The organism is Lyngbya sp. CCY1209 (genome assembly GCF_035615495.1).
Taxonomy (GTDB): Bacteria; Cyanobacteriota; Cyanobacteriia; order Cyanobacteriales; family Microcoleaceae; genus Limnospira.
On record NZ_JAJENU010000199.1, the window covers coordinates 1 to 23408 of the forward strand.

Annotated in this window: 20 protein-coding genes; 9 read left to right on the forward strand and 11 right to left on the reverse strand. The window is 52.3% G+C overall.

The features are described from left to right. Positions 1-85: 85 nt before the first annotated feature. Both LKE08_RS03615 and LKE08_RS03620 read right to left on the reverse strand, forming a co-directional pair. A complete protein-coding gene (locus LKE08_RS03615; RefSeq protein WP_324702828.1) occupies positions 86-1558 on the reverse strand; it encodes a TldD/PmbA family protein in 1473 nt (490 codons plus the stop codon). A gap of 93 nt (positions 1559-1651) precedes the next feature. Further along, positions 1652-2881, reverse strand: coding sequence for a M20 family metallopeptidase (locus LKE08_RS03620; RefSeq protein ID WP_324702829.1), 1230 nt, complete (start codon positions 2879-2881; stop codon positions 1652-1654). 207 nt (positions 2882-3088) lie between these two features. On the opposite strand from LKE08_RS03620, the gene LKE08_RS03625 reads away from it, so the two are divergent. The 5 genes from LKE08_RS03625 (at position 3089) to LKE08_RS03645 (ending at position 8056) form a co-directional block, all read left to right on the forward strand. Then, complete coding sequence (locus tag LKE08_RS03625; RefSeq protein WP_324702830.1) at positions 3089-3598, forward strand: FxLYD domain-containing protein; 510 nt, start codon at positions 3089-3091, stop codon at positions 3596-3598. 405 nt (positions 3599-4003) lie between these two features. Then, positions 4004-4951 (forward strand): prolyl aminopeptidase, encoded by a 948-nt coding sequence (gene pip, locus LKE08_RS03630; RefSeq protein ID WP_324702831.1) that lies wholly within the window; start codon positions 4004-4006, stop codon positions 4949-4951. A gap of 53 nt (positions 4952-5004) precedes the next feature. Continuing rightward, positions 5005-5544, forward strand: a complete 540-nt coding sequence (locus LKE08_RS03635; protein WP_324702832.1) for a hypothetical protein — start codon at positions 5005-5007, stop codon at positions 5542-5544. Between the two features lie 268 nt (positions 5545-5812). Beyond that, positions 5813-7141: an erythromycin esterase family protein gene (locus LKE08_RS03640; RefSeq protein ID WP_324702833.1), complete on the forward strand. Its 1329-nt coding sequence runs from the start codon at positions 5813-5815 to the stop codon at positions 7139-7141. A gap of 12 nt (positions 7142-7153) precedes the next feature. Next, positions 7154-8056 carry a DUF6920 family protein gene (locus LKE08_RS03645; RefSeq protein ID WP_324702834.1) on the forward strand — a complete coding sequence of 301 codons (903 nt, stop codon included), beginning with the start codon at positions 7154-7156 and terminating at the stop codon, positions 8054-8056. A gap of 102 nt (positions 8057-8158) precedes the next feature. Here the strand turns inward: LKE08_RS03645 and LKE08_RS03650 are convergent, their stop codons facing one another. The 4 genes from LKE08_RS03650 to LKE08_RS03665 form a co-directional block, all read right to left on the reverse strand. Further along, entirely contained in the window at positions 8159-9088 is a 930-nt protein-coding gene (locus LKE08_RS03650; RefSeq protein ID WP_324702835.1) for a DUF4435 domain-containing protein, read from the reverse strand. Positions 9089-9090: 2 nt separating this feature from the next. Further along, positions 9091-10518: an AAA family ATPase gene (locus LKE08_RS03655; RefSeq protein WP_324702836.1), complete on the reverse strand. Its 1428-nt coding sequence runs from the start codon at positions 10516-10518 to the stop codon at positions 9091-9093. A 114-nt stretch (positions 10519-10632) separates the two neighbouring features. Beyond that, positions 10633-11538, reverse strand: coding sequence for an alpha/beta hydrolase (locus LKE08_RS03660; protein WP_324702837.1), 906 nt, complete (start codon positions 11536-11538; stop codon positions 10633-10635). Positions 11539-11794: 256 nt separating this feature from the next. Then, positions 11795-12877: an acyl-CoA dehydrogenase family protein gene (locus LKE08_RS03665; RefSeq protein WP_324702838.1), complete on the reverse strand. Its 1083-nt coding sequence runs from the start codon at positions 12875-12877 to the stop codon at positions 11795-11797. Between the two features lie 201 nt (positions 12878-13078). Here LKE08_RS03665 and LKE08_RS03670 point away from each other — a divergent pair, with 201 nt between their 5' ends. Continuing rightward, complete coding sequence (locus LKE08_RS03670) at positions 13079-13666, forward strand: DUF3611 family protein (protein ID WP_324702839.1); 588 nt, start codon at positions 13079-13081, stop codon at positions 13664-13666. Positions 13667-13746: 80 nt separating this feature from the next. Here the strand turns inward: LKE08_RS03670 and LKE08_RS03675 are convergent, their stop codons facing one another. The 3 genes from LKE08_RS03675 to LKE08_RS03685 all read right to left on the reverse strand — a co-directional run bounded on the left by LKE08_RS03675 (position 13747) and on the right by LKE08_RS03685 (position 17108). Further along, on the reverse strand, positions 13747-14289 hold the full coding sequence (locus LKE08_RS03675; protein ID WP_324702840.1) for an ADP-ribosyltransferase: 543 nt from the start codon (positions 14287-14289) through the stop codon (positions 13747-13749). Between the two features lie 808 nt (positions 14290-15097). Next, positions 15098-15973, reverse strand: coding sequence for a polysaccharide lyase (locus LKE08_RS03680; RefSeq protein WP_324702841.1), 876 nt, complete (start codon positions 15971-15973; stop codon positions 15098-15100). A gap of 100 nt (positions 15974-16073) precedes the next feature. Beyond that, positions 16074-17108 carry an adenosine deaminase gene (locus tag LKE08_RS03685; RefSeq protein WP_324702842.1) on the reverse strand — a complete coding sequence of 345 codons (1035 nt, stop codon included), beginning with the start codon at positions 17106-17108 and terminating at the stop codon, positions 16074-16076. 292 nt (positions 17109-17400) lie between these two features. On the opposite strand from LKE08_RS03685, the gene LKE08_RS03690 reads away from it, so the two are divergent. Both LKE08_RS03690 and LKE08_RS03695 read left to right on the forward strand, forming a co-directional pair. Next, complete coding sequence (locus tag LKE08_RS03690) at positions 17401-18741, forward strand: adenylosuccinate synthase (RefSeq protein ID WP_324702843.1); 1341 nt, start codon at positions 17401-17403, stop codon at positions 18739-18741. Between the two features lie 319 nt (positions 18742-19060). After that, a complete protein-coding gene (locus tag LKE08_RS03695; RefSeq protein WP_324702844.1) occupies positions 19061-19684 on the forward strand; it encodes a 50S ribosomal protein L25/general stress protein Ctc in 624 nt (207 codons plus the stop codon). A gap of 49 nt (positions 19685-19733) precedes the next feature. On the opposite strand, the gene LKE08_RS03700 is transcribed toward LKE08_RS03695, so the two are convergent. Further along, entirely contained in the window at positions 19734-20750 is a 1017-nt protein-coding gene (locus LKE08_RS03700) for an adenosine kinase (protein ID WP_324702845.1), read from the reverse strand. A gap of 92 nt (positions 20751-20842) precedes the next feature. On the opposite strand from LKE08_RS03700, the gene LKE08_RS03705 reads away from it, so the two are divergent. Beyond that, positions 20843-21424, forward strand: coding sequence for a hypothetical protein (locus LKE08_RS03705; protein ID WP_324702846.1), 582 nt, complete (start codon positions 20843-20845; stop codon positions 21422-21424). Between the two features lie 377 nt (positions 21425-21801). Here the strand turns inward: LKE08_RS03705 and LKE08_RS03710 are convergent, their stop codons facing one another. Continuing rightward, complete coding sequence (locus LKE08_RS03710; protein WP_324702847.1) at positions 21802-23148, reverse strand: P-loop NTPase fold protein; 1347 nt, start codon at positions 23146-23148, stop codon at positions 21802-21804. Positions 23149-23408 lie beyond the last annotated feature (260 nt).

A 23408-nucleotide genomic window follows, 5' to 3' on the forward strand; every position in this document is an offset into this window, starting at 1 on the left:
GAGGCACTGCCCCCACAGTCTCAATCCCATCTAATTTGTAGATGAGATAGGCAGGCACAGAGGCACTGCCCCCACAGATTGAATTTTACCTTCCCCCAACAGTAATTCCATCAACTTTGATGTGGGGTTGTCCGACGGTGACGTAAACGCTGCCGCTGACGGAGCCGCAGAACCCGGCGGCGAGTCCGATATCGTTGGAAGACATGGAAATATTGTTCATAATTTCCGTCGCCTCTCCGATCAATGTCGCACCTTTTAGGGGTTTTGTCACTTTGCCATTTTCGATCAGATAGGCTTCCTGAACGGCGAAGTTAAATTGTCCCGTATCGCCGACGCTGCCGCCGCCCATTTTCTTGCAGTATAAGCCGCGATCGATGGATGCAAATAGGTCATCAATTGAATAATCTCCGGGGGCGATATAGGTATTTCGCATCCGACTCGCCGCCGCATAGGTGTAGTTTTGCCGGCGTCCGCTTCCGGTTCTCGGGTGTCCGGTTTTGCGTTCCCCGCCGCGATCGCACAAAAAGTTTTTCAACACCCCATTTTCGATCAATAACGTCCGCTGGGCGGGCATTCCTTCATCGTCCATGTCGATGGTTCCGAACTCTTTGTCCGACAATCCCTCGTCCCAGGCGGTGAGGTTTTCGTGGGCAATTTTCTCCCCTTTTTTCTCTGCGAATGGCGTCGTTTTTGTTTCGATCGCCGTCGTTTCCAACAAGTGGCCACAGGCTTCGTGAAAAATTACCCCGCCGAACTGATTTGCCATCACCAAAGGATAGCGTCCCGACTCCACATAATCCGCATACAGCATTTGCCCCGCCGACTCTGCAATCTCTTCGGCATCGGTTTCATAATCCCAGGTCCGCAACCCGTCCGGACGGCTGGTATTTCCGCCCCGCTTGCTGATGGAACAGCGATTTTCTCCGTCGGCACACAATAGGAAAGAAATCTGAGATTGTGTCAGTCGCACGTCCCGGGCAAAGGTGCCGTCGCTGGCGGCGACCATCACTTCTTGCCAGTCTCGAAAATAAGAAGAACGCCGGGATTGAACGTGGTTCGCTTTTTTCAATAATTGGGCGTTTGATGCCAACAAAATATCCCCCATTTCTTGCATTGAACTGCATTCAGACAGCCAATTTTCCTTCTCTTTTTTGGTGGCATAATCCCGCAAAAATTCTAAATTAATGGGGGGGATGAAACCGACAGGGGAAGGAAGTTGCAACCCGAGAATTGACAGAGCTTTTTCTAAGGCTGTCCGTAGTCCGGCGAAGGACAGATCGTTGGTACTTACATAGCAATCAGCCTTGCCTTTAAAAACTCGAATTCCAGCCCCGAGGGAGAGGCGGGGAGATACGCCAGTAATGCGATCGTCTTCGGCCAAACAACTCAGAAAATTGTTGCGTTCTAGAAAGAATTCGACCAGATCGGCCCCCGCAGCCCGCCCCAACCCCAGGAGGGTTGAGAGCGGGGCTTCCCAACTCTCGTCAAAGCGATCTAAGAGGGGGGAATAGGTGAGGTCGGGGAGTTCTTTTGTTAGGAGCAGTGTACTGTTTTGCATGGATGATATTTATGGCTATCTACTGATTTAGTGTGACGGTTTTGTTGAATGGATGTCAAGCGGTAGCACGGGCATCTTGCCGGTGTCCACAAGCTAGAAGCTTGTGGGACGCGGTTGACAGAATTTTTCGACGCACCGGACGAACATTTCCACCCCCATTCCGAGGGCGGTTTCGTCGAAGTCGAAGCGGGGGTGGTGGTGGGGGTAAGCCAAGCCGCGATCGCGATTTGCGGCTCCCAGGAAGAAGTAACACCCCGGCACTTCTTGCAGGAAAAATGACATATCCTCGCCCCCCATCGTCTGGCATTCCGGCACGACACCGGCCGGCGTTTCTACGACGGATTCGGCGACACTTCTCACCAAATTTGCCATCGATTCATCGTTGATGACGGGGGGATACAGGGAATAATAACTCAAGTCATATTCCGCGCCCTGACCCTGACAAATTCCGGCGACAATTTCCTCGATTCGCTTTCCGAAATATCCCTGAAATTTGGGGTTGAAATATCGCACCGTCCCTTTCATCGTCGCCTGTCCGGCGATGACATTGTGGGTGTGTCCGGCGTGAAAGGAACCCACCGTCACGACGGCAGAATCCAAGGGATCGACATTGCGGGAGACGATCGCTTGCAGGGCATTCACAATTTGAGAACCCAACACGATCGCATCCACGGTTTGATGGGGCATCGCGCCGTGTCCGCCCTTGCCGAATAGGGTGCATTCAAATAACTCCACCGCCGCCATCAACGCCCCCGAGCGCACCCCGACGGTTCCCAAGGGTAAATTATTCCACAAATGCAATCCAATTATCCCATCAACATCGGGATTTTTCAACACCCCCGCCTCGATCATCGGCTTGGCTCCTCCGGGACCCTCTTCGGCGGGTTGAAATATCAATTTAATTGTACCACAAAAATCGGGCAGATGTCGAGATAAATAATAAGCTGTTCCCAGAGCGATCGTCGTGTGTCCGTCGTGTCCGCAGGCGTGCATGATCCCGTCGTGACAGGACTTGTAACTGACCTCATTTTCCTCCTGAATCGGCAGGGCATCCATGTCCGCCCGGATCGCCAGAACCGGCCCCGGCTGCCGGCTTTCAATGGTGGCGACGATCCCGGTTTCCGCAATATTGGTTTGGTGGTCGATGCCCCAATTCCTCAACTGGCGGGCGATAAATTCCGCCGTCAACTGTTCCTGAAACCCCAATTCTGGATGTTGGTGGAGGTGCCGCCGCCACTCGACCAATTGCGGCTGTAGGGTGCGGATATCGGCTCGAATTGGCGATAAATTAACGGAACTTTGATTCGGGACAGTTGCAGTCATAGATGATTCAGAATTTAGGGGGAGCGATGATTGAAGTTTTCATTCTAACAAGTTTCAGCAAAACGGACATCTCGCCCGTTCTTGTCCAAATCAATCAAAATTCGTGGCGATCGCGTCCCCCTTCCGCGATAAACTGATCGAGGCGGGGATCTCGGCAATTCCTGGCGAGGAGAACCGTTGCGATCGCTATAGGTCCCATTCAGATCGATGTTACAATACTGGCAAATTTCTCTAATTTCCGCACTGTGGCTGGGAACCGTCCTCCCCACCCCTGTCGCCTCTGTCCCCCCGTCGGCGGTTCCGTCTCCCCTGGAAATCGCCCAAAATGGCGGAGTCAAAATTGACCGAATGCGACTGATCGAAGATGAGACGCTGACGGCGGGACGCTACACCGTCGAAGGCCAACTCACCAACACCGGTTCCGACGCGATGCGATCGCTGCGGGTGATTTACCGCCTCTACCGACAGGAGGGCGATCGCCTGGTGGAAGTGAACCGCAACGAAGCCACCGTCGCCCCCGCCGTTTTGCAACCGGGGGGAACCGGGAAATTTGGGCGAGCTTTTGCGGAACTCCCCCACGTTATTTTCATTGAAGCGATCGCATCCCCCGAGGGGCGCACCGAGGTCAACGAGTGCTATGCTGACAATCTAGAACGGCGTCAGATCTGCCGCCGCCAACTCGACCCCGTAGAAGTTTATCCTTTGTCGCGATCGTAATCAAATTTCAATTGTTGGTTATAATCAATGGGCAAGTGATGATCGATGGGCAAGCACAGAGGCTTGCCCCTACAATTAAAATCTCAAAATCTCAAAATCTCAATTATTGGTGGGGGCAACCGTCTCCGGTTGCCAACGGTTACCATCAATTAGCCAGTGACAATCCATGGGCAAGCACAGAGGCTTGCCCCCACCATAAAAATCTCATATTGGTTATAATCAATGGGCAAGCACAGAGGCTTGCCCCTACCCTGAAAATCTCATATTAGTTATAATCAATGGGCAAGCACAGAGGCTTGCCCCCACCATAAAAATCTCATATTAGTTATAATCAATGGGCAAGCACAGAGGCTTGCCCCCACATCTTTATAAATGATTTTAAACCCTGAAATCCAATTATCAGATATGGCTGAACTTTACCCCCCCATCGAACCCTACGCCGAAGGACAATTGCAAGTCAGTTCCTTGCACACCCTCTACTTTGAACAGTCCGGCAATCCCGAAGGTCAACCCGTCGTCGTCCTCCACGGCGGGCCGGGGGGCGGCTGTCTGCCCGATTATCGCCGCTATTTCGACCCCGAAAAGTGGCGGATCGTGATGTTTGACCAGCGGGGATGCGGCAAAAGTACCCCCCACGCGGAATTAGAAGAAAATACGACTTGGCATTTGGTGGCGGATATCGAACGGCTGCGAAATCACCTCGGAATTGAAAGCTGGGTGGTGTTTGGCGGCAGTTGGGGGAGCACCTTATCGTTGGCCTACAGTCAGACGCACCCCGATCGCTGCAAGGGGTTAATTTTGCGGGGAATTTTCATGTTGAGAAAATCCGAACTGCAATGGTTTTATCAGGAGGGAACCAGCCACATTTTCCCCGATGCCTGGGAAGAATATATCAAACCCATTCCCCCGGAAGAACGCCACGATTTTCTCTCCGCCTACTACAAACGCCTCACCAGCGATGACCCGGAGGTGAGGTTGGAGGCGGCGAAATCCTGGTCGATTTGGGAGGCGAGTACCAGCAAGTTATTCCCAGATCCCAACTTGATGGCAAAGTTCGGCGATCGCGACTTTGCGACGGCCTTCGCCCGGATCGAGTGCCACTATTTCGTCAACGGCGGCTTCTTTGAATCAGAGGATCAACTATTGGCAAATGTCGGTCGCATCCGCCACATTCCGGCGGCGATCGTTCAGGGCCGCTACGACGTGGTTTGTCCGATGAAAACGGCCTGGGAATTGCATCGAGCTTGGCCGGAAGCGGAGTTTATTCTAGTACCCGACGCCGGACATTCGATGAGCGAACCGGGGATCGCCAAAGCGTTGGTGGAAGTGGGCGATCGCTTTGCGAGTTTGTAGGGTTGACTCCGAAGGGCCAGTCGGCTAGAATCGGAAAAAGTGAAGTTGAACGTATGGTTATCACAACATTCACGAAAAAAGCGATCGGGGTCGGTTTAACTGTCGCATTGTCAACCTTGGGAATCCTGCAAGACGCGATCGCCCAGTCTACCGCCGTTCCCATTACCCGGATCGTATTTCCCTCTCCCGGACAGGAAACCCGCGTCGCCAATTTCGTCGTCCCCGATCGCAATCCCAGGCAGACATCCGCTTACGGAGGGCAATTGAGTCGCTATGACGTGCATATTGCCAAAATGTTTGAAATTACCCACCACGAATGTCAGGAAAGTGCGAGTTCCGGCCAACCTTTAGACATCATTATTTGGCGATATTATGCGGGGGGCGGAGATATCAAAATGGGAGCCTACGGCATCAACTGTCAAGAGGCGAGAAGGGTTGCCAATCGCTACGGTTTAGGACAACCCGAACCGACCCGAATCACCTATTACAGAGTAACTCCGACCGTCAATATCCCAATTTTAGATATTACCGGTTCAAAAGTCGGTCAATGGCAAAGTTTTATCCGAACACTCCGAGTTGAAGGGATGGATTAACCCATTCAATTTAAACGGGCGATGGATTGTGAGGATGTCGGTTAAAACCCATAATTTCTCCGTGTCCTCTGTGCCTCTGTGGTAAAATTGTTCGAGTATTTTAATCGATTAACGTAGTGCCATACCTACCAATCTCCCTCAAAAGATAGACCCCGAACGGAAATAATTTAATTTTTTCTACCAATCGTCAGACGAAAGCGCGATCGCACCTCCTCTACCCTAAAAACAAAAGCATTTTTAATCGGTAGTATCAGAGACTCATACAATCATGATCGATCGCACCGTCAATCTCATCCGCCAAAACGCCCGCCCCATCTCCGAAACCGCCGCCAACGACGACGCCTTGATGGACTTTATCGGCGACGCCAACATCGTTTTGATGGGCGAGGCATCCCACGGAACCCACGATTTCTACTACGAACGCGCCCAAATTTCCCGGCGTCTCGTCGCAGAAAAGGGCTTTTCCGCGATCGCCGTAGAAGCCGACTGGCCCGACGCCTACCGCATCAACCGTTTCGTCCGGGGAATGGGGGAGGATCTCACCCCCCGAGAATCCGTCGGCGACTTCCGCCGCTTTCCAACTTGGATGTGGCGAAATACCGACGTCCTGCACTTTATCGACGGGTTGCGCCAACATAATGATAATTTACCCGAAAATAGTCGCAAAGTCGGATTTTACGGCCTAGATCTTTACAGCCTTTACACCTCCATCGCCGCCGTCCTCCAATACCTCGATCGCGTCGATCCCGAAGCCGCACAAAGAGCCCGAGAGCGTTACAATTGTTTCGGGCAGTTCGGCGAAGAACCCCAGGAATACGGTTTCGCCACCGCCTTCGGATTGACCAAATCCTGCGAAGATGAAGTGGTGAATCAACTGTTAGAATTGCAGCGTCAGGCGGCGGATTACGCCCAACGAGACGGCAGCATCCCGGAAGATGAATTTTTCTACGCCGAATGGAACGCCCAAGTCATCAAAGATGCCGAGGAATATTATCGGGCGATGTTTCGCGGACAGGTTTCCTCCTGGAATTTGCGCGATCGCCACATGGGGGAAACCCTCGATCGCCTGATCGAACACGGAGCTCGGGAAGGCGAACCGATGAAAGTCATCGTCTGGGCCCACAATTCCCACCTCGGCGACGCCCGGGCCACCCAAATGGGCGATCGCGGCGAACTCAACCTCGGACAACTCGCCCGGGAACGTTACGGAAATGAGGTCGTTTCCGTCGGCTTCACCACCCACACCGGAACCGTCGCAGCCGCCTCCGACTGGGATGCCCCGGTGCAACTGAAGCGGGTTCGCCCCTCGATGGGGAACAGCTACGAAAACCTATTTCACCGTACCCAAATGGAGCGATTTTGGCTGTCATTACAGGAGGAAGAAATCGCGCGATCGCTCGAATCCCCCCGCCTGGAACGGGCGATCGGCGTCATTTACCGCCCCGAAACCGAACGAGCCAGCCATTACTTTTACGCCAGTTTATCCCGCCAGTTTGATGCGATCATCCATGTTGATAATTCCCGCGCCGTCGAACCCCTCGATCGCATCCAACCCGAACCCGAAGATCTGCCCGAAACTTACCCCCACGCCATCTGAGGAAAAATGCCGATGAACCTGAAGGGATTTTTGATAATAGTATCGATCCTTGTCGTCGCCGCCGTCGCGGTTTTGGTGTTCTACGGACCCTATCGCTGGCAGGCCGAAACGCAGAAATTGCGGGCAAAATTGCGGGCGGGGCGATCGCCAACTGATACCGAAATCTACAATCCGGAGGCGATCGCAACCCTGCCCGACCCGGTGCGACGGTACTTTCAAACAGTCCTAAAAGACGGTCAACCCATCATTACGGGGGTCGATATCGATCACGTCGGCACGTTCAATTTCAGCGAAACCGGGGAACAGTGGCGGCCTTTCCGGTCAACTCAGCGGGTCGTCCCCCGGCGTCCGGGTTTCCTGTGGGATGCCCGCATTTCGATGACGCCGGGGTTGACCGTTTTCGTCCGCGATGCCTACGTCGCCGGTCGGGGGATTTTGAGGGCGAAATTGTTCGGTTTTTTGACAGTGATGGAACAGCCAGAAACGCCGGAATTAGACCAGGGAGAACTGATGCGATTTTTGGCAGAAGCCGCCTGGTATCCGACGGCACTTTTACCCAGTCAGGGGGTGCGTTGGGAGGCGATCGACGATACCACCGCCGCGGCAGAATTGACGGAGGGCGAGACGACGGTGCGGCTGATTTTTGAGTTCGGCGCGGACGGTGCGATCGCTTCCGTGCGTTCCGAGGGGCGCTTTCGGGATGTCGGCGGCGAGTTGGTTGCGACTCCTTGGGTCGGACGTTTTTGGGATTACGAATTGCGGGACGGAATGATGATTCCGCAACGTGGCGAGGTGGCTTGGCTGCTGTCGGAGGGGCCGCAACCTTACTGGCGGGGGCAGATTCGGCGGATCGAATATGAATACAGCGGTTTTCGCTCGAATGAGAAACGGATGATCCCCCTAAATCCCCCTTGAAAAGGGGGACTTTGAATTGGAAGGTGTACCTCATTGACTTGAAAATTTCTGTATTGATAAACTGACTATAATACAAGTCAAATTTATATATTTTAAGTTTCTTTATTGTTCAATATTTCCAAGTCTCGTTGTCAGATAATCTTCTAAATCTAAAGGACAGGGTAGGCGAGGAGCCAACCATTCAACGAGATTGTTAAGATTGATCTGCGAACGGATTTTCAGCTTTATCTTTTCAGCTTTTGCATCTTGCTCAAGTCTGTTTATAAATGCTATCAAACACCAGAGTTCTTGTTTTCCCCGCAGCCAAACTTTTGTCGGCAAAGCTTCCAGTTCTTTGGTAGCCGAGTCAATGGCTGTATGATCCGGTTGGATGTTGACATTGCAGACTCTCGCCAGGTGGGTCAATATATCCGGTTCCCAATTTAGAATAATTTGATAATTTGGATTGACAGTTATTATCGAAAACTTTATATTGTTACTGTTTGGTTTTTGCCCCGATCGCCGGGTGGCCAAAAGCCACGCCATCCACGGTAAGAATATGAGGCGATATTGTTCCTGAAATTCTCGAAACTTTTCACAAGCGATCGCGATCGCACGATTGGATGAATCCAAACCCCAACAGTCCGTCAAAATAGCCGCAATTGCCGTTTCTGAAACGAGATAATTCTCGATGGAGTAGTGTGGGGTGACGAATAAGCCTCGCTGGGTTGTGATTCCCCGAGTTTCTCCGATGAGATCGTCATGATCTTTATCAACAAAAAACATGAGTCTGGGATTGTCTGGAAATCGTTGTTCTAGATAATCATAGGCATTCAAAACTTCTTTTTTATTTCCCAATATAATCGTTTGGACAGATAAAGCTTTCGCCTCGGCTACTCGTTGAACGTTGACTCTGATGAAAGAAGGATCGTCCCGACCTTCGAGAAAAATGTAGATCTCCCTACCATCCGGTCTGAAGCTCATGAGAACTGTATTTAATTTTGCTTGGGATGTTTTGGGTGCGGCTTTCAAAGCATCCAAGAACGATGACATTTTCAACTCTCCCGGATAAACTCACTGATAGAATGTGCATATTCCGCCAGTGAATTTTCAAACACGAAAGGTGAATGGGTCACTGCGATTAAACCGGAACACTTTCCCGTATCTTTCAAGTCTTGCAGAAACCGGCGTTGCCAGGGCACAGATATCGACAATTCCGGTTCATCAATCACGACAAAATATCGTTCATAGTCACTCAAAAAAATGTGAGAAAATAATGAGATGATCTGTTTTTCTCCCGAGGACAATCCTGGCAACGGAACTTCAGAAACTTCATTTTTTTCTCTATTTTTTCTGGTGACTATAAGTTTGAATTCAGTCGGATTAAATTCCAGTTCTTTATTGCTGAGATACTGGTTGACCAAATTGACTAACTTTCGGATCGAACTTTCCTTTTCCTGTTGACGCTTGTGAATTTCAACCAAACGAGTTAAAAAATAAGCGGGTACACGTTGGTCTTCAGATAGGTTTTCATGAGATTTAACATCTTCAAGTAAATTTCTCAGTTTATAGCGGTCGTCTTCCGAAAGGATATTTCCAATTCGAGGTAGCATCAAATCTATAGTTTGAGAAAATTCCTCAGTAGCCAGTTGAGAAGCATCAACATTTTTGTAGTTGTTGCGTATAATATCACCCAAATAAGATCCTGTAAGTCGATTGAGTTCATTGCGGAAATTTTGGTCTAAGTCTGACAAAGTTGAGTCAAATGATCGAATTACATCTTCCATCCCAAATTCGACAAGTTCAATGTATGCAGCCTGATGCTTCTTACGATAACGGCTCCTTTTAGAGAAAGATAAGAAATCATCAAAGTCTCGATCAGGGAAAACATCTCTCAGTTCTTTTTCAATTCTACGATAGGTTGGCAAAAATAAAATTTGTTCTCGGTCACTGGATTGTACCGTTTCAGCAAGACTCTCTGCAACTTTTGTTGTTTCATTCTCCTCCAAAGAACTAAATCTCGGATTGAGTTCAGCCAAATCTCGTAAAGCTGCAAAGTGTATTTGAGGGAAGTTGCTTTTAATTGCTCTCAAATCTTCAGTCCCTTGCGATGATGACCAATATTCTGAAGAATTTTCAGCCAGGTCATCCAGAAGAGTGTTGAAGTCGTTTTCGGTTAGCTTGCGGTTAAAATAATCGAGAATAACAATTTTTTTACGCCCAATATCTCTCTGGGAACTCGGTAGACTGGCTCTTTTTAGCGGATATTCATCGTCACCAATCGTAATGATACAGGACTCGAAAGGAAGCTCTTTCAGACGCTCCCACTGAGCGGTTAACGTATAATATATCAAGTTGATCAGTGTACTTTTGCCCGATCCGTTTTCACCGACCAGGATCAAAGTATTATCTTGAATGGGTACATCCAAATCGTAGGCATCAAAGAGACGCTTTACTTGGACTCGCTTGAGATCGATAGACATTTTGTTTTCCTGGGGTGTTGGTGAACAACTCAAACTCAACCGTTATCCCAAAATCATTATATCATCAGATCATACTTTCGGCTCGACCGAGGAACACAACGAGAAAATATATTGTCAACGATCGCACCCAATAAATTCATCAATCAATTTCGCCGTTATTTCCGGTTTTTCTAAGTGGGGTGCGTGACCGCAATTGGCGATCCATTCCAACCGCGAACCCGCAATATCCCGTTTAAACGCGATCGCATCTTCCGTCCCCAACGTCTCATCCCTATCGCCCCATAAAATTAAGGTCGGTTTGTCAATTTGGGAAATGCGATCGCGCAAATTAAAATAACCGCCGCTGCGGGTAAACGAGGCGATCGCTTCTTTCCATCCCGGCATATCCATGTGAACGCAGACGCACCGCATCGCCTCGATATCGCGAGAATTAATGCCAAAAAACGAGCCGAAATTCAACCCCGTCAGTTTCCGCTGTCGCCAGAATTCGACCGCCACATCGTCGAAGGGGTAAACCAAAAATTGCCCCAATTCAAACCCGCCGTTATAACCCACGCTGTCGATTAATATCAATTTCTGTACCGCTTCGGGATGGGTGAGGGTAAAGTCGATCGCCGCCGCCCCTCCCATCGACGCGCCCACCAAAATCATCGGTTTTTTAATTAACGTTTTCCAACAATGATAGAGGTGGGTTTTTAAGGCCTGCGGAGAGTAGGATAAATTGGGGATGCGATCGCTGAATCCGAATCCGATCAAATCCAATAGCCAAATATCGGATAATTTTAAATGGGGGACGAGGCGGGAAAATTCCAAAAAAGAACTGTCGAAACCGTGTAAGAAAACGGTGGGAACCGCACCGCGATCGCGGCGGACGTGAGCCGTTTGAATGGGTCGGGACGATAAAGGTGTGGCGATGGGGATGCGCCGAATATCTCGGGCGATCGCCACCATTTCGGGTTCCCGGAGTTGGCGGATCGAAGAGGGAAGGAACGGAGGAAAACTGATTTTATCAATTGTCATATAAAAGCGATTATTTTGATGAAGTCTACTCCCAATCATCGACCGATGATTGGTGCTATGAGAAAAGGGAATTGATTCCCAAGCGGTGCGGAAATCCAACCGGATTGCATATCAATTATGGCTCCTCCCGAATTACAGCAATTTTCAAGTCAATGAGGTATACTTTCCAATTCAAAGTCCCCCTTTTCAAGGGGGATTTAGGGGGATCGTGCGGTTCTCATTCGAGCAAAAACCGCTGTAAGGGATTAACTCGATTTCAAAAACCGCCCAATCCGCCGCCAATTTCCGATAACGTCGCCTCCATCAGCGGCTGCGTTTGCCCCGAAACGGTGAATACTAGCGCTTCCCGATACACCCGCCCCGCCGGACGATCGCTCAAATTTGCCGCCCCCGCCGATACCGTTACCGCCGCGTGGGCGCACCGCACCGCCAAAGCGATCGCCCGCGCCCGCAATTTCACCTGTTCGGAAAAGCCGTATTTTTCATCTCCAATGATTGCGTCTAAAATTGCCGCCCGACAGTTTCTCAATTCTTCGCCCAGAGACTCCGCCGCCTCCCGAATAAACGGAAATCCCCGCTTTTCAAAGGCCGTTTCCACGATATCCAGCCCCGCCCGGGCGCACCCGAGCGCGAAAAAACTCGCCTGCAATACCTTTTTTTTGTCATTCTCTTCGATCCACCCCACGGGTTGCACCGACACCACGCGATCGCCCGATAAAAACCAATCCTTCAGCGTCACCGCCACCGTATTTGTAGACGTCATCGCGCACAGGGACATCGGGGCACCGATTGCGATCGCGCCCCCGTTCTCTTCAGTTTCGCGAAACGGAACCACCCCGAACACCGCCCGCCCGTCCGGCAACGTCGCCGCCGCGATAAACGCTTCAAAAATCCCCCATCCCGTCACCCAGGGAACCGTCCCGTCGAGCCGGTAGCCGCCCTCCACCGGAACCGCCCGCACCATCGGCTTTCCCGGGCGTCGCAGTTGGGAAAAACCGATCCCGACACCGATTTTTCCGTGACCCATGGCGGGCAAATATTGCCGTTGCAAAGCGGAATTGGAACTGACAGACAGCATCCCCGCCGCGCTTTGATGTTGGGTTTGCAAAAACGCCAGCGCCCCCGAATGGCGGGCGATGCATTCCTGATATCCGGCGAAAACGTCCGCCGTCACCTCCGGCCCGCCCAATTTCCGGGGAACCCGCAGCGTCAGCATCCCCAATTCTCCCAACCCCCGCCAAGCTTGACGCAAGGCTTCCGGATCGCGATCGATGTCCTGGGCGAGGGGGGCGACGGACGTTTGTAGGTAAGTTTCGGCGATCTCCAGCAGGTCTGACACGGCCAATATTAGGGTTGACGACACTTTATTATTGTGACACCCTCTCCCGATCGACCTCGGAAAACGGATCGATGCGATATAAAAGATAAGGAGTTAACCGATCGCCCCACTTCTCCTTTATTCTGGGAAAGAGCCAGATCATCCAGGGCCCCCCAGCTCGAGAGTCGGCTCCATCCCCCGGTCACGATACAGCTTGAAACGATGTCCAACCCATCCGAACCCCCCTCTTTACCATCGGCCTCATCCGTCCAGCGAGTCGCGATCGCACTGCGTCGGGCCGGGTGGATCTGTTTTTGGGTGCAACTCGTCCTGGCGGTGATTTCCGGCATTATCCTGTTCTTTGCTGCCATCGCCAGCCAAGCGTCGCGTACCCCCGTGGCGACTTCCGGCAGCGGGGGCGGGTTGTTCTTTGCGGTGCTTGGGTTGCTGGTGTTGGGGTTCAGCACCTATCGCGCCTACGGTTACACCCGTTTATCTCAAAAGCTGCGATCGCCAGGACCCGCACGCCCCTCCCGGGCCGATACGATCAAGCAAATTCGCATCACCTTAATTAGCAATTTGGTGGGGATGACCCTGACGTTGGTGGCGGCGGAGGCGATCGGCGGGATCTTGCTGGCCAAAGCCGTTTCCCAGCCTTCCTCCCAGGCGGTTTTCGGGGCTGGGGCGTTGCGGGACTTCATCCAACCCATCGACCTGTTCGTTGTCCTCGCCAGCAATCATACCATCGTCGCCCACTTTGCCGGGTTGGTCGCCTCGATTTGGCTGATCGACCAAATTTACAAGCAATAGAAAAGGGGGATAAAAGATCCCCCCGATTAGCCATTAACCTGAGAAAGCTTTGACGACAGCGATTCTCTTCCCCGCCGCGTCTAAATTTCTTCCATGTCGATATAGAGAATTTCTCCGTCTTCGACGACTTCGGAGATGTGGGTGACGCGGTATTGCGTGCCTTTGGGGACGAGAATTTCGCTTTCGGCATACAGGGCCGAGAATTCTTGGATGGAGATGCCGGAGCGATTATTTTTGATCCGCATCATGACGGGGTGGCGGGAGGATGCGTAATCTTCGGCGACGAATTCATCGGAGGTGAAGCTAGTCATGGAGTCGATCGCATAACCGCCATTTTCTTGTAGGTTTTTCAGGAAAGCTTGCAGTTTTTCGAGCTTGCAGAAGGGGATGCCCCGGTAAAGCATTCCCCGATAATGGGGCATTCTTTTAATAAAATTATTGACGACTTCGACATCGCGATCGCTGCCGCCTTCCCGCTCGATCTTTTTGATTTTAATAAAACCGGACATGGTAAATTTGGAGATCGTGTTGAGGGCGACTTCCGCTTCGGATTCCGTCATCCCCGTCAGGGTTTCGACTTTATTTAAAAGGGTTTTATCGATGGCGGTCAGGACGTGGCTCATTGTATTTTCCTCCTCATTCTTGTCTGTGAAATCTGTGGGTTGGTGAATTTTTGGACAAAAAACCTCTCCGTCTTACCGTTTGGGGGTAAGTGCGTCGGTTCAAAAGCGGACAAATGTGAATCGAGAGCCGTTCAGTCTATTTAAAAATTTGAGAAATCAAAAATTGATAATTGATGTTTTAAACAGTTCTGCAGCCGGAAATTAAGGTGGGGAGTTTGTGAAGATTCGATGACATTTGGGCGGGTCATGGAATCCCGATCCTAAGAATTTCGTTGACCTCGGGGACTACCCCCGCCCGGTCTGATGAAACTTCGGTGCGATCGAAAGTTGGAAGCAACGGTGATGGCGTGGTGGTTGCGCGTCATCAGGGTCGGAGTTTGTGCTTGAGTATACATTTTTGCGGTACTCCCGTAACTCACTGATGGAATGTAGACTGACAACTTTGCTCTCTGTTTTTAATATACACCCTATTCTGTATTGGATGTTACCAAACCCGTTTTTTTTACAAAAAGTTACATTGGCGCGGAGCGACAGTCCGACGCCCCGAAATTTTGCCGAAAAAAGATAGAATTACGGGATTTTTGTCAAGTTAAATCGTGTAAATTTTCGTTGCAAAATCGGGGGTTCGATCGCCGCCGCCACGTCAAAATCGCCGGTCAATCCACTCCGGATCGTTGCGATTTCCGAAAACATTTGTGAGGGCGGGAGCCAAGAGAAAAGAGAAGCGAAGAAAGAAAAACGTTTCACTCCTCACTCCTCGAATTTTCATTCCCTTCCGGCGGATCGGTTCCCCGCCCCGCCCCGATCGCTACGGTCGAGACACCGAGAATTCGGCAAAATCCACGTAAACATCTTCCGGAGTCGCCCAGGACAGATCCCCACCCCCGAAAAAGGTCGAGAAAAAGATCCCCTCAATTTTCAACTCGTCGGTGGTGCGAAACATCACATCATCGCGATTGATCACTTGGGCTCCGTCCACCCAGAGGCGAATCCGGCCATTTTCTTGACCCGGTTCGTTCAAAACCACCTCCTGCTCGATGTGATACCAGCGCCCCGGCACGAACCGCCAGGCGCCGCGATCGATGGACGTGCCGTATTTGTCGCTGGTGGGTAGGTAGGCGTAAACCTCCCCATCGCCATCCCGACGCCACATCAACCGGGTCGAAAATCCGTTCGTCCCGTCCGGGATATTGCCCCCGCTAATTTCGTCGCCGCCGAACAATCCCGGCAACTTCCCACCCTTGACAAAATCAAAATTCTCGGAAAACCGCAGGTAATAGCTCAACCGCATGGCGTCCGCCGGCGGCATCCCCAAATCCGCCAAAAACTGGCCTCCGCCGACGGGGACTCCTTCTTTTCGGGCCACGCTGGGAGTCACCGAATTTTTCGGGTAGACCACTCTCAGGACGCGATCGAATCGGCCGCTGGGGTCGTCGATGACCTCCAGATTCTCCCACCCCCACGATCGCGAACTTCTGACCTCCCATTTCTCCTGCCAGTCCGAGTCCTCAAACCCGTCGGACCAGGACTGTGGGGCTTCCGTCTGGGCCGCTTCCACCGTCTCTCCTGTCGGGGACACCGAGGAATCGACCGGTTCGCTACAACTCCCCATCAACCCCAACAGGGTCGAACCTAAAATCAGCCGACTCAAAGCGATCGCCCATCGAGTTGTATTGCATTTCATGTAGTCTCCTTGAGATTTGACAAAAGCGGGGGTCCAAAGCCCGACAATGAATTGATAATTGACAACTCTCAATTATCAATTATCAATTCTCAATTTTTCCTTACACCCCAATTTTCACCGGTTCCGGTTTTAACAGGTCGGTGAGCATTTGAGCCGGGGGCTCCTGGTGGGGCCAGGCGAAGGCGTGGCGGAACGCGGCCCGCTGGCAGGCTTGCAGTTGTCGGAAGTCGATCACGTCCTGGGTGAGCAGGTTTTCGTACTCGAAGGGCAACCGGACGTTGTGGAGTCCGGCGTTGTCGGTGCAGATGGCGATATCCACCCCGGCTTCAAAACAGCGGTCGAACACCGCTTTGAGTTGGTGGATGCTCTCCAGAGTCCCCGTTTTCAAATAGGTGGTGGGGCACACTTCCAAACACTGGTTGTTGCGGGCGAGTTCTTTCAGGTATTCCGGATGTCGGAGCGGGATCTGGATGCCGTGGCCGATCCGCATCAGGTGGGGGAGCAGTTCGGGATAGCACCCTTCCGGGGTTTCGTAGAGGTGTCCGGTGGTGTTCAGACCCCGCGATCGCGCGTATTCGTACAATTTCACAAATTCGTCCAGGCGATCGCGGTAGTGGGCATCTCCCCCGGCCAAGTCCACCGCGCACACCCACTCCGGCATCTGGGCCGCCAGATCCACGATCGCCCGGTTCACCTCGTAGGGAAGGCGCGAGTGCATACACAGAATTTGGCTGGTAACGATGGGTGTGTCCCCGGTGCGGCTGGCTTGGCCGACAATTTTGACGATATCCGCCATGCAGTCGATGCGATCGGACTGGCTCAGGTGTTCCGGGGTTCGCAGGTACGGGGTGTAACGCAACTCCAGATAGGCCAAATTTTCAAACGTGTAGGCTCCCCGCATCAGCCGGTAGATGAAATAGGGCAGGGTCTGTTCCGTCTGCACGTGCTCCACCATCGTGTGCAGTTCTAGGTACTCATCTAGGGTGTTGCGCGGCTTGGTGTAAAACTCCTCGAATTGGCAATACTCCGGAAATTGTCCGGCTAAATTGCGATCGTGGCGTTGGAAGTAGCGCCACAGGATGCGGGGGACGACGGAACCTCCCAGATGGCGGTGTAGCTCGGCGTGTAAAGGCATAGGAATATTCTCTTGAACGCTAATAAATAGTTGGGCGGTGTCGGCGGAAACCGACCGAAAACGCAATTCAGATCGCGATTCGATCTCGGCTGCTGAATTCTTTCAAGTGTAACAAAACTTAACGCTTTCCGGGGTTGACATTGTTGGGGTTTGCGGTATGGGGGCGGAGGGAGTGGAGAAGCCTCCCCCGCCCCCGAGCCCCGCCCCAATTTGTCGCGATCGATTTGACATTCAATCAATGGACATTGGATAATAGGAGTTTGTGTAAACCGTAGCTTGGCGTAAGAGTCCCTTGGCTAACGTAATCGTAATAGGAGCCCAGTGGGGCGACGAAGGAAAAGGAAAAGTTACCGATCTCCTCAGCAAATCGGCCGATGTTGTCGTTCGCTACCAAGGGGGGGTGAATGCGGGTCATACCGTCGTGGTCAATGGCCAGACCTTTAAATTGCATTTGATTCCCTCCGGGATCTTGTATCCGGATACCGAGTGCATCATCGGTTCCGGGACGGTGATTGACCCGAAGGTGCTGATCGGAGAATTAGACCAATTGGCGGATCTCGGCATTTCCACGGAAAAACTGATGATCGCCCAAACTGCCCACGTGACGATGCCCTACCACCGCCTGATCGACCAGGCGTCGGAGGAACGTCGGGGGACTCGCAAAATCGGGACGACGGGTCGGGGCATCGGGCCGACCTACGCGGACAAGTCGGAGCGCACGGGCATTCGGATCATCGACTTGATGGACTCGGAGAGCCTGCGATCGCAGCTCGAATGGACGATCAATTATAAAAATGTCCTCCTCGAAAAACTGTACAACCTCCCGCCCCTCGACGCGGAGGCGGTGATCGAGGAATATCTCGAATATGCCGAACGCCTGCGTCCCCACGTTGTCGATGCCTCCCTCAAGATCGACGATGCGGTACGGAAACGGCACAATATTTTATTTGAAGGGGCCCAGGGGACGCTCTTAGATTTAGATCACGGGACTTATCCCTACGTCACCTCTTCCAACCCCGTGGCGGGGGGGGCCTGCGTGGGGGCGGGTGTGGGTCCGACGATGATCGATCGCGTCATCGGCGTGGCGAAAGCCTACACCACCCGGGTGGGCGAAGGGCCGTTTCCCACGGAAATGGTGGAAGGGATCGGACAGGTGTTGCGCGATCGCGGGGCGGAATTCGGCACCACCACCGGACGGGAGCGACGCTGCGGCTGGTTCGACGCCGTGATCGGCCGCTACGCGGTGCGGATCAACGGTCTGGACTGCCTCGCCATCACCAAACTCGACGTATTGGACGAATTGGAAGAAATCAAAGTCTGCGTCGCCTACAATGTGGACGGCGATCGCTGCGAACACTTCCCGAGCGACGGCAACAAATTTGCCCGCTGCGAGCCGATTTACGAAACCTTGCCCGGTTGGAAACGCTCTACCGCCGAATGTCGGAGTTTGGACGACCTGCCGAAACAGGCCCTCGACTACCTGAAATTTTTGGCGGAATTGATGGAGGTTCCCATCGCGATCGTCTCCCTCGGCGCGAGCCGCGACCAGACCATCATCGTCGAAGATCCCATCCACGGCCCCAAACGGGCGCTGTTGGACGCCGACGGCCAGCCCGTGGACACCAAAGCTTAACTTTCCTCGATTTTCGAGGGGTTGGAGCGAATTTAAATGGGGTTTGAGAAGGGTGCGTGCGCTCCCTAAAACCCCCAGTTTTTCGGGGATATGATAAAATTTCACCGAACGGCGATCGCCCGCCTTTTACAAGTCAAAAGTCAAAAGTCAAAAGTCAAAAGTTAAAAGTCAGACTTTTTGAGAGAGAGATAGAGGGAAACTTTTGCCTCATTCCTCACTCCTCACTCCTCAAAAGTGGGGGCTTTTGACCCGATTTTTGAAACCACAAATGGCGGCGGGATGACTGAAAAAAATGTAGTGAATTGACAGGGAAACTCTGATGGAAATTAAAGTCGAATGTAAACAGCGCCCGGAAGGGTCGAAACCGAGAGCATTGCGCCGGGAAGGCCTGATTCCCGCCGTCCTGTACGGCCACAAGGGTGCGGAGTCGGAAGAACTCACCATCGATGCCAAGGCGGCGGAAAATCTGCTCAAAAAAGGGGCCGTCAACCACACCCTGATTCAACTCGACATCCCCGACCTGTCCTGGAGCGGGAAAGCCCTGCTGCGGGAAATTCAAACTCACCCCTGGAAAGGATTTCCCTACCACCTGAGTTTCTTCTCCGTGGCGACTCAGGACAGCGTGGAAGTGACCATTCCCCTCAACTTTGTCGGCGAACCGGCCGGCGTCAAAAATGAAGGCGGAATGCTCGACGGGGTGATCACCGAAATTCAGGTCAACTGCAAGCCGGGAAATATTCCGGAGAGTATCGACGTGGACGTTTCGGCTATGAACGTCGGAGATGCACTCCACATCCGCGACTTGCAACTTCCCGAAGGCGTAGAAGCGATCGCGGAACCCCAGCAACTGGTCGCCTCGATCCTGCTTCCGAGAGGCGCCGCGGCGGAAGGAGAAACGACCGGAGAAAGCGAACCGATGGTCAAAATGACGGGCGAAGTTTAAGTGAACTGGGGGGAAAGAAACAGCTTCTTCCCCCTCCCCCCATCGCCCCCTAACCGCCGACCACCGATTCCAGGCGATCGCGGTAGGATTCAGATAACCGGGGGCCGCGCACTTGCACCACCTCGGAGCCGAGGTAATTGCCCCAGCGGGCCGCTTTCTCGGCACTCAAACCGTTGGTGAGTCCGTACAGCACGCCCCCGGCGAAGGCATCCCCCGCCCCCACCGTATCGATGGGTTTCACCGGAAAACCGGGGACGGGGGTGATGGTTTTATTTTCCACCAGAATGCACCCTTCCCCGCTGTTGGTGACGAACACCCGGGGCGCCAACTCCGCCATCTGGCGGGCGCAAGCTTCCAGATCGGTTTCGCCGCACAACCGCCGAACTTCGTCCGCGTTGCAGAAAATCACGTCGGCGTATTCTGCCGACAGGCGCTTCAACTCCGCCCCGTGCCGGTCCACCAAGAACAGATCCGAAAAGGTGAGCGCCACTTTCACCCCGTTCGCCTTGGCGTATTCGAGGATCTCCAGACAGGCTTCCTTGGCGTCGGGGGAGTCCCACAGATAGCCTTCGATGTAGACGTATTTGCAGCTTTTCAGTTGCTCGAAATCGATGTCCGTTTTGGATAATGCGATCGCAACCCCCAAGTTGGTGCACATCGTCCGTTCCGCGTCCGGGGTGGTAAGCACCAGACAGGTTCCCGTCGGTCCGGAGTCCGTCGCCGCGGCTTCGACTCCAAATTCAACCCCGGCGGCGATCATATCTTGGTGGTAAAACTCGCCGTTGGTGTCCGCGCCGACTTTCCCCGCAAAATAGCCGCTGCCGCCACTTTGCGCGATCGCGATCATGGTGTTGGCCGCCGACCCCCCGCAGCGCAATTTCAGCGCCGAATTTTCCAACTCTTGCAGGAGGATGCCCTGTTTGTGGGCGTCCATCAAGGTCATGCCGCCCCGGGCGAGTTCGTGGGTGATCAAGAAATCATCTTCTACAAATGCCAAAATATCGAGTAGGGCGTTCCCCACGCCGAATACATCTAAAGATTTTACGTCCTGTTTGCTCTGAGCCATTTGGATTTATCTGCGCGATCTGTCATTCAACACCCCATGATATCAGAGTGGGGAGATGCCGGAAATTGCCCATAAGTTTTTGGGAGACTTGAATGGCAAGCCCGTTGGCATCGGAGTCGGTTCGTTCCCACCCTTCCCATCCATTGCCATTCACTCCATTTTGGTCTATCGTCCGGGTGAAGACAATTCTAGCTGCTGCAATGAATTATTCTGACGCTCTTGCTTCACTGAAGAAGAAATACCCAAATTTGGCTGTTATTGAAGTCTGGGCTAACGTCCTTTATTTGCGGATGAGTCAGGGACGGTGTGTTTTTCATTCCAAAAAGGGGATGGTTTTTTCCAATTTGGAAGTGGGTACTTGGGTGTTGGCGGCTGAGAATGAGCGGGAAGCAAAACAGTTATATAAGAAAATTGCAATTCAGTTGCATCCTGACAAGAAGTCCGGATGCAAAGACAAGTTTATTCAACTAAAAAAATGTTACGAAAATTATGAAACAATTAGAGCTAGACTTGGGGCTGAATACTCAGAGCGATCGGAATACTTGTACTACAAGGAACAAGACGAAGAATGGTTTAGGGAAACTTACGGCAGTTACGAAGAGTACGTCAAAAGGCGTCGGGAACAAGACGAGTACGCCCGCCAACAAGTCGAAGAACTCGGCGTACCATTTTGATGAAACTAGCCGGAAAACTTTGGCGATAAGACCTCGATTTGAAAAGGATTACCAAATAGTAAAAATTTGACGAAACCATGGGAGTTGAAGTTCAAAAGGTTCAAATACAAGCCTCGGGTTTTAGTGAGAAATTATGCACAATTAATGGAGTTTTTGGACAAGAATTTAGAACCCACCGAAATTGGTGCTTTTGAGTTGGGCAGGATGAGGCGAGATGTTCCTTTGCTGTATGAGGGACATTCCGCGCTGCATGAAGGGCAAGATGGGTGAATAGCTGAAATTTTCTCCATGCAACTCTATATGCGTTCCCCCCCTGTTACTGACTGATTTAACCGAGATGTGAAGAGTCGGGGAACGCACCCGACAAAACTACAACTTTACTGCAACTCCTTCGTCCCCTCCAAAACCGGATTCAGGTCGAACCAACTGCCATTTTCGTCGCAATATTCAAACACAAATAAACTCCGCAATAACGTCTGATATTCCTCTTCGCCGCGGACGGATTTTGCCGTCGCCACCTGTTGCAAAAGTTGCCACTCGTCGGCGGTGATGGCTTTCCCCAACTCGTTGCGTCGTTCGCTGAGGACGCGATCGATGAGAGAGCCGCTGAAGGGCGGATCGTCTTTTTGCAGGCAATTAAATAATAAAATCAGCAGGTTGCGGACGTGGCCGCCGCTCATTTTGCAGAGGCGATTAAGGGTTTCGGGACTGTCGAATAATTCGGGGATGCGGGCGAGGCGTTCTTTTTCTTCTAACTCGGGAAAAGCCCGCGCCAAAACCATCTGTCTGAGCCGATAAATGCCAGCTTCGCAGTCGCCGCCCTCCCGTTCTTTCACCCGCACCATCGGCAACAATTTGGCGTGGGAACCGAAGCGGTTACTGATGGCTTCTTTATCGTTGGAAAAGGTCAGGATCAGGGGGATGGTGTAGACGACGTGGCAGCGCAATTTGTTGAGTTGTTCGCCGCGCTCGACAAATATATATTCGGGTTGGGTGCGATCGCCAAATTTGGGTTTGTTGTCGATGCGATCGAGGTTGTCTACGATCACCACCAAGCCGGATTGACCCTTTTCTTTCAGTTGTTGTTGGGCTGGTGCGATCACTTCTTGATTGATGGCTTCGATGATATTATTGACTCGCGGTTCCAGGTGTTGGCGCAGCAGGGCGCGGACGTCCTTGGAGTCTTTGGCTTTGGCGGTAATTTCCCCGATGCCGAAGGCGAGGGAAAAGCTTTCCGAGTCCGTGCGGACGCCGACGTCTCCCACGAAGGGAATGTTGCCTCTCAAAGCGGTGATGTCGGCATTGAGGAGGTTTGCCGCACCCTGGAGGAGACTTTGAAAGCGCTTGGGTTGCAGGGAAATGCCGCTGGCTTCGAGACTCTGGGACACTTGGCGGGCGATCGCCAGTAAAATATCGCTGATATCCACATCCGCCATATCCAGATCTTGGGAAGACTCGAAATAGACGACGTGAAATTTTTCCGCCTCCAATTCCGTCTTCAACCGGGACAGTTCGGTGGATTTGCCGCAGCCGATGTGTCCGGTAAAAAGCTGGCAGGTGGGTTCTGCGAGGGAAAAGGCGATCGTCCGCTTCAGTTCCCGAATCACATTGGAACCCCGCACCGGCGCAAAATCAATGTAGTATTGCCGATCTTCCGGGTTCGCCATGTTGAGGGTGTAGCGGGGATTGCAGGCCCGAAAAAACTGTCCGAGATTGAGGGACATCCGAATATTCTCCCGACAACTGTTTGATTCTCTTTCCCATTCTCCCCTTCCGGCACCCGTTCTGGACGGGGGAAAATTTCAGGCTGACGGACGGCAACCGTCAAAATCGTCAGGTATGGGGCGGCGCGTGGGGAATAGGGAATAGGGAATAGGGAATAGGGAATAGGGAATAGGTGAAGTGAAATCACGTAAAACTCCTGGGAGGGTTGGAAGCTCCGTGATTGATCGCGGAGAGGAAAACCGACTCAAGCGGCTTTAGC

Bases quoted from the DNA above. Each gene is read 5' to 3' on its own strand.
- LKE08_RS03645 (WP_324702834.1), top strand. From the start codon at position 7,154: ATGAACCTGAAGGGATTTTTGATAATAGTATCGATCCTTGTCGTCGCC.
- LKE08_RS03680 (WP_324702841.1), bottom strand. From the start codon at position 15,973: ATGAAATGCAATACAACTCGATGGGCGATCGCTTTGAGTCGGCTGATT.
- LKE08_RS03655 (WP_324702836.1), bottom strand. From the start codon at position 10,518: ATGTCTATCGATCTCAAGCGAGTCCAAGTAAAGCGTCTCTTTGATGCC.
- LKE08_RS03685 (WP_324702842.1), bottom strand. From the start codon at position 17,108: ATGCCTTTACACGCCGAGCTACACCGCCATCTGGGAGGTTCCGTCGTC.
- LKE08_RS03625 (WP_324702830.1), top strand. From the start codon at position 3,089: ATGTTACAATACTGGCAAATTTCTCTAATTTCCGCACTGTGGCTGGGA.
- LKE08_RS03695 (WP_324702844.1), top strand. From the start codon at position 19,061: ATGGAAATTAAAGTCGAATGTAAACAGCGCCCGGAAGGGTCGAAACCG.
- pip (WP_324702831.1), top strand. From the start codon at position 4,004: ATGGCTGAACTTTACCCCCCCATCGAACCCTACGCCGAAGGACAATTG.
- LKE08_RS03640 (WP_324702833.1), top strand. From the start codon at position 5,813: ATGATCGATCGCACCGTCAATCTCATCCGCCAAAACGCCCGCCCCATC.
- LKE08_RS03710 (WP_324702847.1), bottom strand. From the start codon at position 23,148: ATGTCCCTCAATCTCGGACAGTTTTTTCGGGCCTGCAATCCCCGCTAC.
- LKE08_RS03675 (WP_324702840.1), bottom strand. From the start codon at position 14,289: ATGAGCCACGTCCTGACCGCCATCGATAAAACCCTTTTAAATAAAGTC.
- LKE08_RS03670 (WP_324702839.1), top strand. From the start codon at position 13,079: ATGTCCAACCCATCCGAACCCCCCTCTTTACCATCGGCCTCATCCGTC.
- LKE08_RS03635 (WP_324702832.1), top strand. From the start codon at position 5,005: ATGGTTATCACAACATTCACGAAAAAAGCGATCGGGGTCGGTTTAACT.
- LKE08_RS03705 (WP_324702846.1), top strand. From the start codon at position 20,843: ATGGCAAGCCCGTTGGCATCGGAGTCGGTTCGTTCCCACCCTTCCCAT.
- LKE08_RS03620 (WP_324702829.1), bottom strand. From the start codon at position 2,881: ATGACTGCAACTGTCCCGAATCAAAGTTCCGTTAATTTATCGCCAATT.
- LKE08_RS03650 (WP_324702835.1), bottom strand. From the start codon at position 9,088: ATGTCATCGTTCTTGGATGCTTTGAAAGCCGCACCCAAAACATCCCAA.
- LKE08_RS03660 (WP_324702837.1), bottom strand. From the start codon at position 11,538: ATGACAATTGATAAAATCAGTTTTCCTCCGTTCCTTCCCTCTTCGATC.
- LKE08_RS03615 (WP_324702828.1), bottom strand. From the start codon at position 1,558: ATGCAAAACAGTACACTGCTCCTAACAAAAGAACTCCCCGACCTCACC.
- LKE08_RS03700 (WP_324702845.1), bottom strand. From the start codon at position 20,750: ATGGCTCAGAGCAAACAGGACGTAAAATCTTTAGATGTATTCGGCGTG.